The 14,592-nt window shown below is 70.5% G+C and carries 9 protein-coding genes; 4 read left to right on the forward strand and 5 right to left on the reverse strand.

Going from position 1 to position 14,592, the window contains the following annotated elements; translation table 11 throughout:
- Window positions 1–5 precede the first annotated feature (5 nt).
- Complete coding sequence (locus AB0O28_RS24510; protein ID WP_363643873.1) at window positions 6–971, reverse strand: YafY family protein; 966 nt, start codon at window positions 969–971, stop codon at window positions 6–8.
- Window positions 972–1,033: 62 nt separating this feature from the next.
- Here AB0O28_RS24510 and AB0O28_RS24515 point away from each other — a divergent pair, with 62 nt between their 5' ends.
- Window positions 1,034–2,188 (forward strand): epoxide hydrolase family protein, encoded by a 1,155-nt coding sequence (locus AB0O28_RS24515; RefSeq protein ID WP_363643875.1) that lies wholly within the window; start codon window positions 1,034–1,036, stop codon window positions 2,186–2,188.
- A gap of 48 nt (window positions 2,189–2,236) precedes the next feature.
- Here AB0O28_RS24515 and glgB read toward each other — a convergent pair whose 3' ends face one another.
- From glgB to AB0O28_RS24535, 4 genes are read right to left on the reverse strand one after another with little or no spacing between them, the layout of a single operon-like run.
- The gene (glgB, locus tag AB0O28_RS24520; protein WP_363643877.1) at window positions 2,237–4,465 is read right to left on the reverse strand and encodes a 1,4-alpha-glucan branching protein GlgB; all 2,229 of its coding nucleotides are present in this window, start codon (window positions 4,463–4,465) and stop codon (window positions 2,237–2,239) included.
- Between the two features lie 46 nt (window positions 4,466–4,511).
- A complete protein-coding gene (locus AB0O28_RS24525) occupies window positions 4,512–5,861 on the reverse strand; it encodes an aminoglycoside phosphotransferase (RefSeq protein ID WP_363643878.1) in 1,350 nt (449 codons plus the stop codon).
- Window positions 5,858–7,609 carry a maltose alpha-D-glucosyltransferase gene (gene treS, locus AB0O28_RS24530; protein ID WP_363643880.1) on the reverse strand — a complete coding sequence of 584 codons (1,752 nt, stop codon included), beginning with the start codon at window positions 7,607–7,609 and terminating at the stop codon, window positions 5,858–5,860. Before treS ends, AB0O28_RS24525 begins: the two co-directional genes overlap by 4 nt.
- A 31-nt stretch (window positions 7,610–7,640) precedes the next feature.
- Window positions 7,641–9,689, reverse strand: a complete 2,049-nt coding sequence (locus AB0O28_RS24535) for an alpha-1,4-glucan--maltose-1-phosphate maltosyltransferase (protein ID WP_363643882.1) — start codon at window positions 9,687–9,689, stop codon at window positions 7,641–7,643.
- Window positions 9,690–10,070: 381 nt separating this feature from the next.
- Between AB0O28_RS24535 and glgP the strand changes: the two genes are divergently transcribed.
- The 3 genes from glgP to AB0O28_RS24550 all read left to right on the forward strand — a co-directional run bounded on the left by glgP (window position 10,071) and on the right by AB0O28_RS24550 (window position 14,583).
- Window positions 10,071–12,668: an alpha-glucan family phosphorylase gene (gene glgP, locus AB0O28_RS24540; protein WP_363643884.1), complete on the forward strand. Its 2,598-nt coding sequence runs from the start codon at window positions 10,071–10,073 to the stop codon at window positions 12,666–12,668.
- Window positions 12,669–12,729: 61 nt separating this feature from the next.
- Window positions 12,730–13,788 carry a glycosyltransferase family 4 protein gene (locus AB0O28_RS24545; protein ID WP_363643886.1) on the forward strand — a complete coding sequence of 353 codons (1,059 nt, stop codon included), beginning with the start codon at window positions 12,730–12,732 and terminating at the stop codon, window positions 13,786–13,788.
- Between the two features lie 21 nt (window positions 13,789–13,809).
- On the forward strand, window positions 13,810–14,583 hold the full coding sequence (locus tag AB0O28_RS24550; RefSeq protein WP_363643888.1) for an enoyl-CoA hydratase-related protein: 774 nt from the start codon (window positions 13,810–13,812) through the stop codon (window positions 14,581–14,583).
- The last annotated feature ends 9 nt before the right edge of the window (window positions 14,584–14,592 follow it).

The following is a 14,592-nucleotide window of genomic DNA, read 5'->3' on the forward strand; positions in this document are numbered from 1 at the left end:
GGTGGCTAGGCTTCGGCCGCCGTACGCAGCCGGTCGGCCAGGTCGCGCAGGACCGGGATCAGCTCGGGCGGGTCCAGCACCCGGAACGGGAATCCCTTGGCCGCGACGTGCAGGGCGAGCGTCTCCAGCGAGTCGGAGCCCGTGTGGAACAGGCAGGCGTCGGCGCCGTGCGCCTCCAGCCGGCCGGCCGTGGGGGAGGAGCGCCGGGCCACCGCCTCGATCGGGGCCTCGAACAGGATCCGGGCCCGGTAGCGGTAGGGCGCCGACGAGATCGCCTGGGAGACGTAGGCCGCCACGTCGCCGGAGGGGGGCGTACGCGGGGTGAACCGGGCGCCGGGCGGGTCCACGGGGCCCTGGATCCGGTCGGCCCGGAAGGTCCGCCAGTCGTCGCGGTCCACGTCCCACGCCAGCAGATACCACCGGCGGTGCGTGTGAGCCAGCCGGTGGGGCTCGACGGTACGGACCGCCGGGCCGTCCCGTCCCGGGTACCGCAGCCGCAGCCGCCGGTGGTCCCGGCAGGCCGCCGCGAGCGCGGTCAGCAGGCCGGGGCCGACCGCCTCGCCGGCCTGCGCCGGCCCGGTCAGCGGCACGGCCGCCGCCCGGAACGCGGTCACCCGATGCCGGAGGCGGGCCGGGAGCATCTGCTCGAGCTTGACCAACGCCCGCACCGAGCTCTCCTCCAGCCCGGCCACGCTGCCGGTCGCGGCCGTGTGCAACCCGATCGCTACCGCCACCGCCTCCTCGTCGTCGAGCAGTAGCGGTGGCAGCGCCGTGCCGGCGCCGAGCCGGTAGCCGCCCGCGACTCCCGGGGTCGCGTCCACCGGATAACCGAGGTCGCGCAGCCGGTCGATGTCGCGCCGCACCGTACGCAGGCCCACACCGAGCCGTTCGGCCAGGTCTGCGCCCCGCCAGTCGCCGCGCGCCTGGAGTAGGGACAGCAGCCGGAGCAGTCGTGCCGAGGTTTCCAGCATGACTGGAATTGTGCCCGCCATTGGTGGCCGAATCTGACACCGATCGTTCCTACGGTGATCGCATGACGAAGACAGAGATCCGTCCGTTCCGCATCGAGATCCCCCAGGCCGACGTCGACGACCTGCGCGATCGGCTGGCCCGCACCCGCTGGGCCCCGGAGCTGCCGGGAACCGGATGGGAGCGCGGCGTGCCGACCGGCTACCTGCGCGACCTGGCGGCGTATTGGGCGGAGAAGTACGACTGGCGGGCGCACGAGGCGGCGATCAACGCCCATCAGCAGTTCACGACCACGATCGACGGAATCGACCTGCACTTCCTCCACGTCCGCTCGGCCGTGCCGGACGCCACGCCGCTGCTGCTGCTCCACGGCTGGCCCGGTTCGATCGTGGAGTTCCTCGACGTGATCGGCCCGCTCACCGACCCGGCGGCGCACGGTGGCGACCCCGCCGCCGCCTTCCACGTGGTGATCCCGTCGCTTCCCGGGTACGGCTTCTCCGGCCCGCTGCCCGCCGCCGGCTGGACCGACGGACGGGCCGCCGCGGCGATGGCGGACCTGATGGACCGGCTCGGCTACGACCGGTACGGCGTGCAGGGCGGCGACGTGAGCGCCTTCATCGCCCCGCTGATCGGCCGGGCGGCGCCCGACCGGGTCATCGGGGTCCACCTCAACGCGCTGGTCACCTTCCCGACGGGGAACCCGGCCGACCTGGCCGCGCTCACCGAGGCCGAACGGGAGCGGCTGAGGCGGATGAAGGACTGGCAGGACCGGTCGAGCGCGTACATGCAGATTCAGGGCACCCGGCCGCAGACGATCGCGCACGCCCTGCACGACTCCCCGGCCGGCCAGCTCGCCTGGATCGTGGAGAAGTTCCGTGAGTGGACCGACCCGGCCGCCGAGCTGCCCGAAGACGCCGTGGACCGCGACCGGATCCTCACCGACGTCAGCCTCTACTGGTACACCGGCACCGCGGGCTCGGCCGCGCACACCTACTTCGAGCGGTTCAACGACCCGTTCATGTGGGCGCCGCGCGAGCGGACGGGCGTGCCGACGGCCGTGGCGGTCTTCCCCACGGACTTCGCCATCCGTGGGTTCGCCGGAAGGACGCACACCATCGTGCGCTGGACCGAGTTCGACCGGGGCGGCCACTTTCCCGCCCTGGAGGCTCCCGGCCTGCTCGTGGAGGACCTGCGGGAGTTCTTCCGCGGCCGCGCCTGACCGGCTCCCCCTGCCGGGGCCCGCGCCGCGGACCCCGGCAGGAAGGGCTCAGGACTCGGCGACCAGGCCCTCGGGCTCGGCCTCCGCCGCCTCCGGCTCCACCGCCCGCTCGTCCATCTCGGCGCTCACGGCCGTGGGACTCTCCACCGGCCGCAGCCACACCACGCCGAGCGGCGGCACGCGCAGGCGTGCCGAGCAGGGCAGTCCGTGCCGCGGCTCCTCGGCCGCCTCGACCGCGCCCATGTTGCCGGTGCCGCTGCCGGCGTACTCGTACGCGTCGGTGTTGAGGATCTCCTCCCACCGGCCGGGGGTGGGCAGGCCGAGGTGGTAGTCCTCGTGCGGGGCGCCGGAGAAGTTGGCGACGCAGGCCAGCACCGAGCCGTCCGTGCCGTACCGGAGGAACGACAGCACGTTGCCCGAGGCGTCGTCGGCGTCGATCCAGCGGAAGCCCTCGTGGGTGTTGTCGCGGGAGTACAGCGCGGGCGACTCCCGGTAGACCCGGTTGAGGTCCCGGACCAGGCGTTGCACGCCACGGTGGTAGTCGAAGTCCAGCACCCACCAGTCGAGGCCCTTGGCCTCCGACCACTCGGCGCCCTGGCCGAACTCGCCGCCCATGAACAGCAGCTGCTTGCCGGGATGGGCCCACATGAAGCCGTACAACGCGCGCAGGTTGGCGAAGCGCTGCCACTCGTCGCCCGGCATCTTGCCCAGCAGCGACCCCTTGAGGTGGACGACCTCGTCATGCGACAGCGGCAGCACGAAGTTCTCGGAGAAGGCGTACATCAGGGAGAACGTCATCTGGTGGTGGTGATACTGCCGGTAGATCGGCTCGCGCGACATGTAGCTGAGCGAGTCGTGCATCCAGCCCATGTTCCACTTGAAGCCGAAGCCGAGCCCGCCGAGGTAGGCCGGCCGAGACACGCCTGGCCAGGCCGTCGACTCCTCCGCGATCGTGACGATCCCCGGCTCCTCGCGGTAGACGACGGCGTTCATCTCCTTGAGGAACTCGATCGCGTCGAGGTTCTCCCTGCCGCCGTACGCGTTGGGCGTCCACTCGCCCTCACGGCGGGAGTAGTCGAGATAGAGCATCGAGGCCACCGCGTCCACCCGCAGGCCGTCGATGTGGAACTCCTTGAGCCAGTAGAGCGCGTTGGCCACGAGGAAGTTGCGCACCTCGTTGCGGCCGAAGTCGAAGACGTACGTGCCCCAGTCGGGGTGCATGCCGCGGGCGGGGTCGGCGTGCTCGTAGAGCGGCGTGCCGTCGAAGCGGGCCAGCGCCCACTCGTCCATGGGGAAGTGCGCGGGCACCCAGTCGACGATCACGCCGATGCCGGCCCGGTGCAGCTCGTCGACCAGGTGGCGGAAGTCGTCGGGGGAGCCGAAGCGCGAGGTGGGGGCGTAGTAGGAGGTCACCTGGTAGCCCCACGAGCCGCCGAAGGGGTGCTCGGCGACCGGCATGAACTCCACGTGCGTGAATCCCATGTCCTTGACGTAGCCGACCAGCTCGCGGGCGAGCTCCCGGTAGGACAGGCCGGGCCGCCACGAGCCCAGGTGCACCTCGTAGGTGCTCATCGGCTCGGCGAGGGCGTCGCGCGACGGCCTGCCGGCCATCCACTCCCCGTCGCGCCACCCGTACGCGGACTTCTCGACGATGCTGGCCGTCGCCGGGGGGATCTCGGTGCGGCGGGCCATCGGGTCGGCCTTCTCCCGCCAGATGCCGTCGAGGCCGAGGATCTGGAACTTGTACCGCATGCCCTCGCCGATGTCCGGGAGGAACAGTTCCCAGACCCCCGACCGGCCGAGGGAGCGCATGGGATGGGCGGCGCCGTTCCAGTGGTTGAAGTCGCCGATCACCCGCACGCCCTGGGCGTTCGGCGCCCACACCGAGAAGGCCGTCCCGTCCACGTCCTCATGGCGGACGACCCGCGCCCCGAGCACCTCCCACAGCCGCTCGTGCCGTCCCTCACCGATCAGGTGGAGGTCCAGCTCGCCCAGCGTCGGCCAGTGCCGGTACGGATCGTCCGTCTCGTACGGCGGGGCGTCGGCATAGGTGATGCGCAGGCGATAGTCGGGGACCTTGTCGAGGCCGGGCAGCGTCACCTCGAAGACCCCGAAGGCGAGGTGACTCATCTCGTGGGCCGAGCCGTCGGCCAGCACCTCGACCTTCTCCGCGAAAGGGCGCAGGGCCCTGATCGTGATGCCGTCGGGCCCGGGATGGGCACCCAATATGGAGTGGGGGTCGTGGTGCGCGCCCCCCGCCAGCCGATCCAAATCCATGTCGCCAACCTGCCCTCGATGTGTCCCTCGGAACACCCTGATCTTGTCAGCGGAACGCCGCGATTGGGATGGGCAGCCACGAGGGGCGGTTGCGCGCCTCGTAGACGACCTCGTACACCGCCTTGCTCAGTTCCAGCGCGCGCAGCAGCACCGCGTCGTCGCCGCGGATGCGCCCGCCACCCTCCGAATAGCCGGCCAGGAACGCGGCGCGGTTGCGCTCCGACCACTCCCTGGCCCGGTTCTCCAGGCTCTCGGCGTCGGGGCGGTCGGCCAGCAGGTGCCGGGCGGCGTAGTCGAACGAGCGCAGCATGCCCGCCACGTCCCGCAACGGCGAGTCGAGCGCCCGGCGCTCGGCCAGCGGCTGCCCCGGCTCTCCCTCGAAGTCGAGCACCACCCAGTCGGTCATGGTGCGCATGACCTGGCCGAGGTGATAGTCGCCGTGCACCCGCTGCACCGGGATCTCGTGGCCGAGATCGGACAGCCGGTCGAACGCCTCGGCGGCCACGGCGGCGTGCTCGCCGAGACGCGGCACCTCGGCGACCGCCTTGTCCAGACGGCGGCGGAACCGCTCGGTCATCCGCTTGATCTCGGGCGGCTCGATAGTCCCCGTCGGGAAGGCCCGCGCGAGCTCGCGGTGGACCTGCGCGGTGGCCAGCCCGAGCCGTCGCGCCTCGCCCGCGAAGTCGCCGCCGGCGTCCTGCGCCGGCATGTCCTCCGGGCACGCGTAGAGATCGCGGACGCTGGTGAGGGCCATGGACCAGCCCTCGTTGGCGTTCTGCAGGTACTCCTGCATGATCGCCAACGTGGTCGGCTCGCCCAGGAGCTCGGTTTCGATCCATCCGTACGGCCTGGCCACCTGGGCCGAGCCCGCGTCGGCGAGCGCCGTGATGATCTCCAGCTCGGGGTTGACCCCCGGGCTGAGCTGGCGGAACAGCTTGAATATGTACTGGTCGCCGTACACCAGCGAGGTGTTCGACTGCTCGGCGGTCAGCACGAGGCTGCGTTGCGAGGTGTCGATCTGCGCCCCGTGCGCGAGATGGAAGCCGAGGCCGTCGAACCGGCGGTCGCCGGCCATCCCCTCCAGCAGGTGCCCGGTCAGGGCGGAGTCGTGCAGCGCGTCGTACACCTCGACCTCGCGGTCGTCCCGGCGGCAGGCGCCGATCCGCACGTGGCCGAGCCGGTCGGGCAGGTGCTCGCGCAGCCCGACCGGAATCTGGTAGCGCGTGCGGCGTTCCCCCTGGCGCACGCACACGATCAGATGGAGCAGCGCCGGGTCTCCCGCGACGATCTCGATCTCCGAGTCGATGGACAGGTCGTCGATGGCGCGCCCCTTGCCGGCGAACCACCGTTGTCCGGTGATCCAGCCGGCGAGGAGCCCCTGCAGTGAAGTCGTCACTCCTCCTTGGTGCCGGCCGTCCTGTGCGTGACGGGCAGTGTGAACCAATAGAACCCATGCCCAGGGAGCGTCAAAAGATACGGAAGCTCACCGATCGGGGGAAAAGGAACTCCGCCCATGCACTCGACCGGCGTGGATCCCTCGAACCTGCGCAGGTCGAGCTCGACCGGCTGGGGGAAGCGCGACAGGTTGTTGACGCACAGGACCCGGTCGTCGCCCAGCTCCCGTACGAACGCGAGCACGCTCGGGTTGGACGAGTTCAGCTCGGTGAACTCGCCGAGGCCGAACACCGGGTGACGCTTGCGGATCTCGATCATCCGCTTGGTGAAGTGGAGCAGCGAGCTGGCGCTCTTCTGCTGTGCCTCGACGTTGATCGCCTGGTACCCGTAGATCGGGTCCATGATCACCGGTAGGTAGAGCCGGCCGGGGTCGCAGTTCGAGAAGCCGGCGTTGCGGTCGGGCGTCCACTGCATCGGCGTGCGGACGCCGTCCCGGTCGCCGAGCCAGATGTTGTCGCCCATGCCGATCTCGTCGCCGTAGTACATGACCGGCGATCCGGGCAGGCTGAGCAGCAGCGCGGTGAACAGCTCGATCTGGTTGCGGTCGTTGTCCAGCAGCGTCGCCAGCCGGCGGCGGATGCCGACGTTGGCCCGCATGCGGGGGTCCTTGGCGTACTCGGAGTACATGTAGTCGCGCTCTTCGTCGGTGACCATCTCGAGCGTGAGCTCGTCGTGGTTGCGCAGGAAGATGCCCCACTGGCAGTTCTCGGGGATCTTCGGCGTCTGGGCCATGATCTCCGAGATCGGGTAGCGCGACTCCCGCCGCACCGCCATGAAGATGCGCGGCATCAGCGGGAAGTGGAAGGCCATGTGGCACTCGTCGCCGCCGGTGACCGGGTCGCCGAAGTACTCCACCACGTCGGCCGGCCACTGGTTGGCCTCGGCCAGCAGCACCCGGTCGGGGTAGATGCGGTCCACCTCGGCCCGCACCCGCTTCAGGTACGCGTGGGTCGCCGGCAGGTTCTCGCAGTTGGTGTCCTCCTGCTCGAACAGGTACGGGATCGCGTCGAGGCGGAACCCGTCGATGCCGAGGTCGAGCCAGAAGCGGATGACCTCCATCATCGCGTCCTGCACCGCCGGGTTCTCGAAGTTGAGATCCGGCTGGTGGTGGAAGAACCGGTGCCAGTAGTACTGCCCGCGGACGGGGTCGAAGGTCCAGTTGGACGCCTCGGTGTCGATGAAGATGATCCGGGCGTCCTTGTACTCCTCGTCCGTGTCGCGCCAGACGTAGAAGTCGCCGTACGGGCCCTCGGGGTCGTGGCGGGACGCCTGGAACCACGGGTGCTGGTCGCTGGTGTGGTTCATGACCAGGTCGGCGATGACCCGGATGCCCCGCTTGTGCGCCTCGTCGACCAGCCTGACGAAGTCGCCCAGGTCACCGAAGTCCGGGAGGATCTTCATGTAGTCCGAGATGTCGTACCCGCCGTCCTTCAGAGGGGACTCGTACAGCGGGAGCAGCCACAGACAGTCGATGCCGAGCCACTGGAGGTAGTCCAGCTTCTCGATGAGGCCGCGGATGTCGCCGGTGCCGTCGCCGTTCGAGTCGGCGAAGCCGCGGATAAGCACCTCGTAGAAGACAGCCCGCTTGTACCAGTACTTGTCCCGTGGTTCCTCCTCGGTGAAGGTGTTCGGGACGGGCTGCGTGTGGCTGGGCTGTGTGTGACTGGGCGGAGGTGTCGTCGAGCTCACCTTTTGACTCCCCGGATGTGCCGAGCTGCGCTCACGGGCGGTGCGCTGACCCGTGGCGGAGCGTGAGAATGTGTGCGGGATGGACGTGCGGATCGAGGCGCACGTAGTTCGCCTGCCCCCAGCGGTACGACTCGCCCGACAGTTGGTCGTCCACGACGAACTCGGCATGCCAGTCGAGACCGAGGGCCGGCATGTCGAGCCGGACCGTCGCCTCGTGTGTGTTGTGTGGATCCAGATTGACGACGGCCAGCACCACATCGCCTAGTCCGTGCCGTCGTGTGGCCGTGTCATAGGCGCCGGGCAGCCGCTTGGAGAAGCAGATCACGTCCGGCTGGTCGACGTTGTGAAACCGTAGGTTACGCAATTCCTGGAGCGCCGGGTGTGCTCTTCTCAACAAATTGAGCTGGGTAATGAGCGGGGCAAGGCTGCGGCCCTCACGCTCCGCCTCCGCCCAGTCACGCGGCCTGTACTGGTACTTCTCGCTGTCGAGGTACTCCTCGCTGCCCGGACGGACCGGGACGTTCTCGGCCAGCTCGTACCCGGAGTACACACCCCATGTAGGCGCCATCAAGGCGGCCAGAACGGCCCGGATCTCGAACGCCGGCACGCCCCCGTGCTGGAGGTACTCGTGCAGGATGTCGGGCGTGTTGACGAAGAGGTTCGGCCGCAGGTAGTGCGAGGTCTCGTGGGACAGCTCCCGCAGGTACTCCTCGACTTCCGGCTTGGAGTTGCGCCAGGTGAAGTACGTGTACGACTGGTGGAAGCCGATCTTGGCGAGGGTCTGCAGCATGGCCGGGCGGGTGAACGCCTCGGCGAGGAACAGCACGTCCGGGTCGGTCGAGTTGATGTCGGACAGCAGCCGCTCCCAGAACCGGACCGGCTTGGTGTGCGGGTTGTCCACCCGGAAGATCCGCACGCCGTGGTCCATCCAGTGGCGGACCACCCGCTTGACCTCCGCGTAGATCCCCTCGGGATCCTTGTCGAAGTTCAGGGGGTAGATGTCCTGGTACTTCTTCGGAGGGTTCTCGGCGTACGCGATCGAGCCGTCGGCCCGGATGTTGAACCACTCCGGGTGCTCCTTGACCCAGGGGTGGTCCGGCGAGCACTGGAGCGCGAGGTCGAGGGCGATCTCCATGCCCAGCTCGCGCGCCTTGGCGACGAACACGTCGAAGTCCTCGATCGTGCCCAGATCGGGGTGGATGGCGTCGTGCCCGCCCTCCTGCCCGCCGATGGCCCAGGGCGACCCGGGGTCGTACTGGTCGGGGGTCAGGGTGTTGTTGCGGCCCTTGCGGAACTGGGCCCCGATCGGGTGGATCGGGGGCAGGTAGACCACGTCGAAGCCCATCTGGGCGATCGCCGGGAGTCGCTTGGCCGCCGTCCTGAACGTCCCCGACTTGGGCGCGACGCCCTCCTCTCCCACCACGGCCCCCTCGGACCGGGGGAAGAACTCGTACCACGAGCCGAACAGCGCCCGCCGCCGGTCCACCCTGACGCGGTTGCGGCCGGAGCGGGTGAGCAGGTCGCGCAGCGGGTGCGCGGCGATCAGCGCGGCGGTCTCGGGCAGCTGGGTCACCGCGAAGCGCGCCCGGGGATCCACCGCCTCGTCCCGCAGGCGGGCCGCGAGGGCCAGCAGCGCGGCCCGGTGCCCACAGGCGCCGCCCGCCTCCGTCACCACGCAGTCCGCCGCCCGCACGCCCTTCGCCGCCCGCTCGAACAGCCGGGCGCCCTCCTCGCACATGAGGTCGGCGTCCAGGTTGCGGGGAATCTTGATCCCCGCGTCGTGCATCCACGTGGCGATCGGGTCGCTCCACGCCTCGACCCGGAACTGCCACAGGCCCTCGGCGGGCAGCGTCACCTCCACGCTCCACCGGTCGGTGCCCGGCGCCACCTCGCGCATGGGCATCATCCTGCCCGGCTTGCCGCTCGGGTCGATCAGCACGACGCCGGCGGCGACCGCGTCGTGTCCCTCGCGGAACACGGTCGCGCTGATCTCGAAGGTCTCTCCCGCGGCGGCCTTGGCGGGCCACTGGCCGCAGTCGACGACGGGCTGGATGTCCTGGATGGGAATGCGTCCGATCATCGTCACTTCGTATTCGGGGGCGGCACACCGGGTGCCGCCGGGGCTTGCGGGGCAGGAACATCTGTGGTCAGGCGGGCAGCACGAGACGACGGAAACCGCTGGCCGCGGTCCTTCTCTCGTCCATACAGGGGGTTGCCCCAATAGTCCACTCTTACCCCTGTCGATGGAAAGACCGCCCGCCGTGTTTGGGACGGCCTTCCCGGGAGATCGATCATCTCGTGCCGGCCGTCGTCGCCCGGCGCGGACATCACCAGGTCAAGGGTACTTTGGTGAGGTTTGAACCGGTTTGATGGTGGTGAGAGCGTTCGACAACTGGCATCGCAGTACGACAAGTTTGATTCGGTCGCGCATCGTGGCGCTGAGTAACTAGGGTCTGGCCCCGTGAGAGCTATCCGCAGGTTCACTGTCCGAACCGTTCTTCCCTCACAGCTCGCACCTCTGGGCGAGTTGGTCCACAACCTCCGATGGTCCTGGCACCCGGAGACCATGGACCTGTTCGCCGAGGTGGATCCCGAGGTCTGGGAGCGTGTCGATCACGACCCCGTCGCGCTGCTCGGCGCGGTCGAGGCCGACAGGCTGCGCGAGCTCGCCCAGGACCGGCGCTTCCTGCGCCGCCTGGCCGACGCCGCCGACGACCTGCGCGAGTACATGACCGCCCCCCGCTGGTATCAGTCGCTCGAGGACGCACCCAGGGCGATCGGCTACTTCTCCCCCGAATACGGCATCTCCGCCGCCCTGCCGCAGTATTCCGGCGGCCTCGGCATCCTCGCCGGCGACCACCTGAAGGCCGCCAGCGACCTCGGTGTGCCGATCCTCGGCGTCGGCCTGCTCTACCGGCACGGCTACTTCACCCAGTCGCTGTCCGCGGAGGGCTGGCAGCTGGAGCACTACCCCTCCCTCGACCCGGGCGGCCTGCCGCTCACCCTGCTCAAGGAGGAGGACGGCGCACCGGCCCGCATCAAGATCGGTCTGCCGGAGGGGCGCGTCCTGCACGCCCAGATCTGGGTGGCCCAGGTCGGCCGGGTTCCGCTGCTCCTGCTCGACTCCGACGTCGCCGAGAACGACACGGTCGCGCGCGACGTGACCGACCGCCTGTACGGCGGGGGCGGCGACCACCGCCTGATGCAGGAGCTGCTGCTCGGCATCGGCGGCGTACGCGCCATCCGGGCCTACTGCCGGATCACCGGCCACCCCGAGCCCGAGGTGTTCCACACCAACGAGGGCCACGCCGGTTTCCTCGGCCTGGAGCGCATCCGCGAGCTCACCGAGGCCCGGCTGTCGTTCGAGGAGGCCCTGGAGGCCGTACGCGCCGGGACCGTGTTCACCACCCACACGCCGGTCCCCGCCGGCATCGACCGGTTCCCGGCCGAGATGATCGCCCGGCAGTTCGGCGGGTCGAACGCCTGGCCGACGGTGTCGGTGGACCGCATTCTGGAGCTCGGCGCCGAGCCGGACGGTCCCGACGCCGACAAGTCGGTCTTCAACATGGCCGTCATGGGCATGCGGCTGGCCCAGCGGGTCAACGGCGTGTCCGAGCTGCACGGCCACGTCAGCCGGGAGATGTTCCAGGGCCTGTGGCCGGGCTTCGACGTGGACGAGGTGCCGATCGGCTCGATCACCAACGGCGTCCACGCCCCGACGTGGGTCGGCCGGGAGATGATGGAGCTCGCCGGCGAGGAGCTGCCGTCGCTGATCGACAAGGCGCAGGGCTGGGAGAGCGTGCAGAAGCTCTCCGACGCCGACATCTGGGGCATCCGCGCCAAGCTGCGCGCCCGCCTGGTCGAGGAGGCGCGCCGGCGGCTGCGCAAGTCGTGGCGGCAGCGCGGCGCCAGCGAGGCCGAGCTGGGCTGGGTGGAGGAGGCGCTCGACCCGGACGTGCTGACGATCGGCTTCGCCCGGCGGGTGCCCTCCTACAAGCGCCTGACCCTCATGCTCTCCCAGCCCGACCGGCTCCGCAGGCTGCTGCTCGACCCGGACAAGCCGGTGCAGATCGTCATCGCCGGCAAGGCGCACCCGGCCGACGAGGGCGGCAAGAAGCTCATCCAGCAGATCGTCCGCTTCGCCGACTCCGAGGACGTGCGGCACCGCATCGTCTTCCTGCCCGACTACGACATGGCGCTCGGGCAGCTCATGGTGACGGGCTCCGATGTGTGGATGAACAACCCGCTGCGCCCGCTGGAGGCGTGCGGCACGTCCGGCATGAAGGCGGCGCTCAACGGCGGTCTCAACCTGTCCATCCGCGACGGATGGTGGGACGAGTGGTACGACGGCAACAACGGCTGGGCGATCCCCAGCGCCGACGGCGTGGACGACCCCGAGCGCCGCGACGACCTGGAGGCGACGGCGCTGTACGACCTCATCGAGCGCGAGGTCGCCGACCGTTTCTACGACCGGGCCGCCGACGGTCTGCCCCGGCGCTGGCTGGAGATGGTCAAGCACACGCTGAGCTCACTCGGGCCGAAGGTACTGGCCGGGCGCATGCTGCACGACTACGTCACCGAGCTGTACACCCCGGCGGCGGCCTCCGCCCGCGCGCTCGCGGCCGGCGGCTACGGCGACGCCCGGGTGTTCGCGGCCTGGAAGCTGCGCGTGGCCAAGGCGTGGCCGGGCGTACGGGTCGAGCACGTCGAGGCGACCGGCGTGGGGGACACCCCCGAGCTTGGGGCCCGGCTGGAGCTTCGGGCCACGATCGCCCTCGGCGAGCTGTCGCCCGAGGACGTCCGGGTCCAGGCCGCTTACGGCCGGGTGGGCGCACACGACGAGCTGCTGTCACCCGGCTACGTCACGCTGAAGATCGACTCGGTGGGCGACGACGGCCGGGCGTACTACACCGGCGTCCTGCCGCTGGACCGCACGGGGGCCTTCGGCTACAGCGTGCGTGTGGTCCCGTCCCACCCGCTGATGGCGTCCGTGGCGGAGCTCGGCCTCATCACCGTCCCGGAGGAGCCGGTCGGCATGACCAACGGCACCCTGCGCTAGGTCGTGTCAGACCCCTCTCACCGGCTGCTTCCGTGGCAGGTGAGAGGGGTAGACCAGCACCATGGCACAGGCCCTGCACGTCGGGATGGTCGCGCCGCCGTGGTATGACGTGCCACCCCGGACCTACGGCGGCATCGAGGCGGTGGTCGCCGGTCTGGTTCGCGGCCTGCGGGACCGCGGGCACCGGGTCACCGTCATCGGGGCCGGCCGCCGTGTGGATCTGCGGACCTACGACGAGCCGCCGTCGGCGCGGATAGGCGAGCCGTACCCGGAGGTCGTGCACGCGGCCGAGGCGGCCCGCCTCCTGCGGGGCCTGGACGTGGACGTCGTCCACGACCACTCGCTGGCCGGGCCGCTCACCGCCGCCGGGCGGCTCGTGCCGACGGTCGTCACCTGCCACAACGACGTGAGCGGGGAGCTCGGCGACTACTACCGGGGCCTCGGCTCGGACGTGTCCCTCGTGGCCGTCTCCTCGGCCCAGCGCGCTCACGCGCCCGATCTGCACTGGGTGGGGCGGGTGCACAACGCGGTGGACGTCGCGGCGTGGCCGTTCAGGGAGCGCAAGGACGACTGGGTGCTGTGGCTGGGGCGGCTCAGCCAGGACAAGGGCGCCCACCTCGCGATCGAGGCGGCGCGGGCGGCGGGGCGCCGCCTTCTGCTGGTCGGCAGGCAGGCCGGGCAAGCGGAGCGGGCCTACTTCCGCGAGCGGGTGGAGCCGCTGCTCGGGCCCGATGTCGAATATCTGGGGGAGGCGGAGGGCCCGCTCAAGAGCGAGCTGTTCTCCCGGGCCCGGTGCCTGGTGCTCCCTTTGTTGTGGGACGAGCCCTTCGGCATGGTCATGATCGAGGCGATGGCCTGCGGCACGCCGGTGGTGGCGCTGCGGCGGGGCGCGGTGCCCGAGATCGTGGTGGACGGGGTGACCGGCTACGTGCGTGACACGCCCGCCGAGCTTCCCGCCGCGATCGAGGCGGTCCCCGCGCTGGACCCGAAGGCCGTACGGGCCCGGGTGGTCCGGCACTTCGACGTGCCCGTGATGGCCGAGGGATACGAGCGGGTCTACCGCGAGGTGACGGCCGCCGCGCCGGCCGCTCCCCGGCGGCCCCTCCCGCTCGGGCGCTGATCACCCCTTTATGGTGGGGCCATGGGTGAATTCGTCAGGGTGGAGATCTCCGAGCGCATCGCCACGATCAGGCTCGACCGGCCGAAGATGAACGCGCTGAACCGGCAGGTCCAGGAGGAGATCGCGGAGGCCGCGCGGCTCGTGGACGCCGATCGGAACACGCACGCCGTCATCGTCTACGGCGGCGAACGCGTCTTCGCGGCCGGGGCCGACATCAAGGAGATGGCGGTCATGTCCTACGCCGACATGGCCGTGCACTCGCGCACCCTGCAGGACTGCTTCACCGCCGTCGCGCGGATCGGCAAGCCGGTGATCGCGGCGATCACCGGGTACGCCCTGGGCGGCGGCTGCGAACTCGCGCTCTGCGCCGACTTCCGGGTGGCCGGGCAGAGCGCGAAGCTCGGCCAGCCGGAGATCACCCTCGGGATCATCCCCGGCGCGGGCGGGACCCAGCGCCTGCCCCGGCTCGTCGGGCCCGCCCGGGCCAAGGACCTGATCTTCACCGGGCGGCACGTGGACGCCGCCGAGGCGCTCGCCATCGGCCTGGTCGACCGGGTGGTGCCCGACGGCGAGGTCTACACGGCGGCGCTCGAACTCGCGGCGACGTTCGCCGAGGGGCCGGCCGTCGCGGTCCGGGCGGCCAAGTTCGCGATCGACCACGGACTCGAGACCGACCTCGACACCGGCCTGGAGATCGAGCGGCTCCAGTTCTCGGGCCTGTTCGCCACCCAGGACGCCCGGGAGGGCATGACGGCCTTCGCCGAGAAGCGCCGGCCCAAATTCACCGGCAGATGAATTCACCGG

It is taken from the genome of Microbispora sp. NPDC088329 (genome assembly GCF_040685655.1).
GTDB lineage: Bacteria > Actinomycetota > Actinomycetes > Streptosporangiales > Streptosporangiaceae > Microbispora.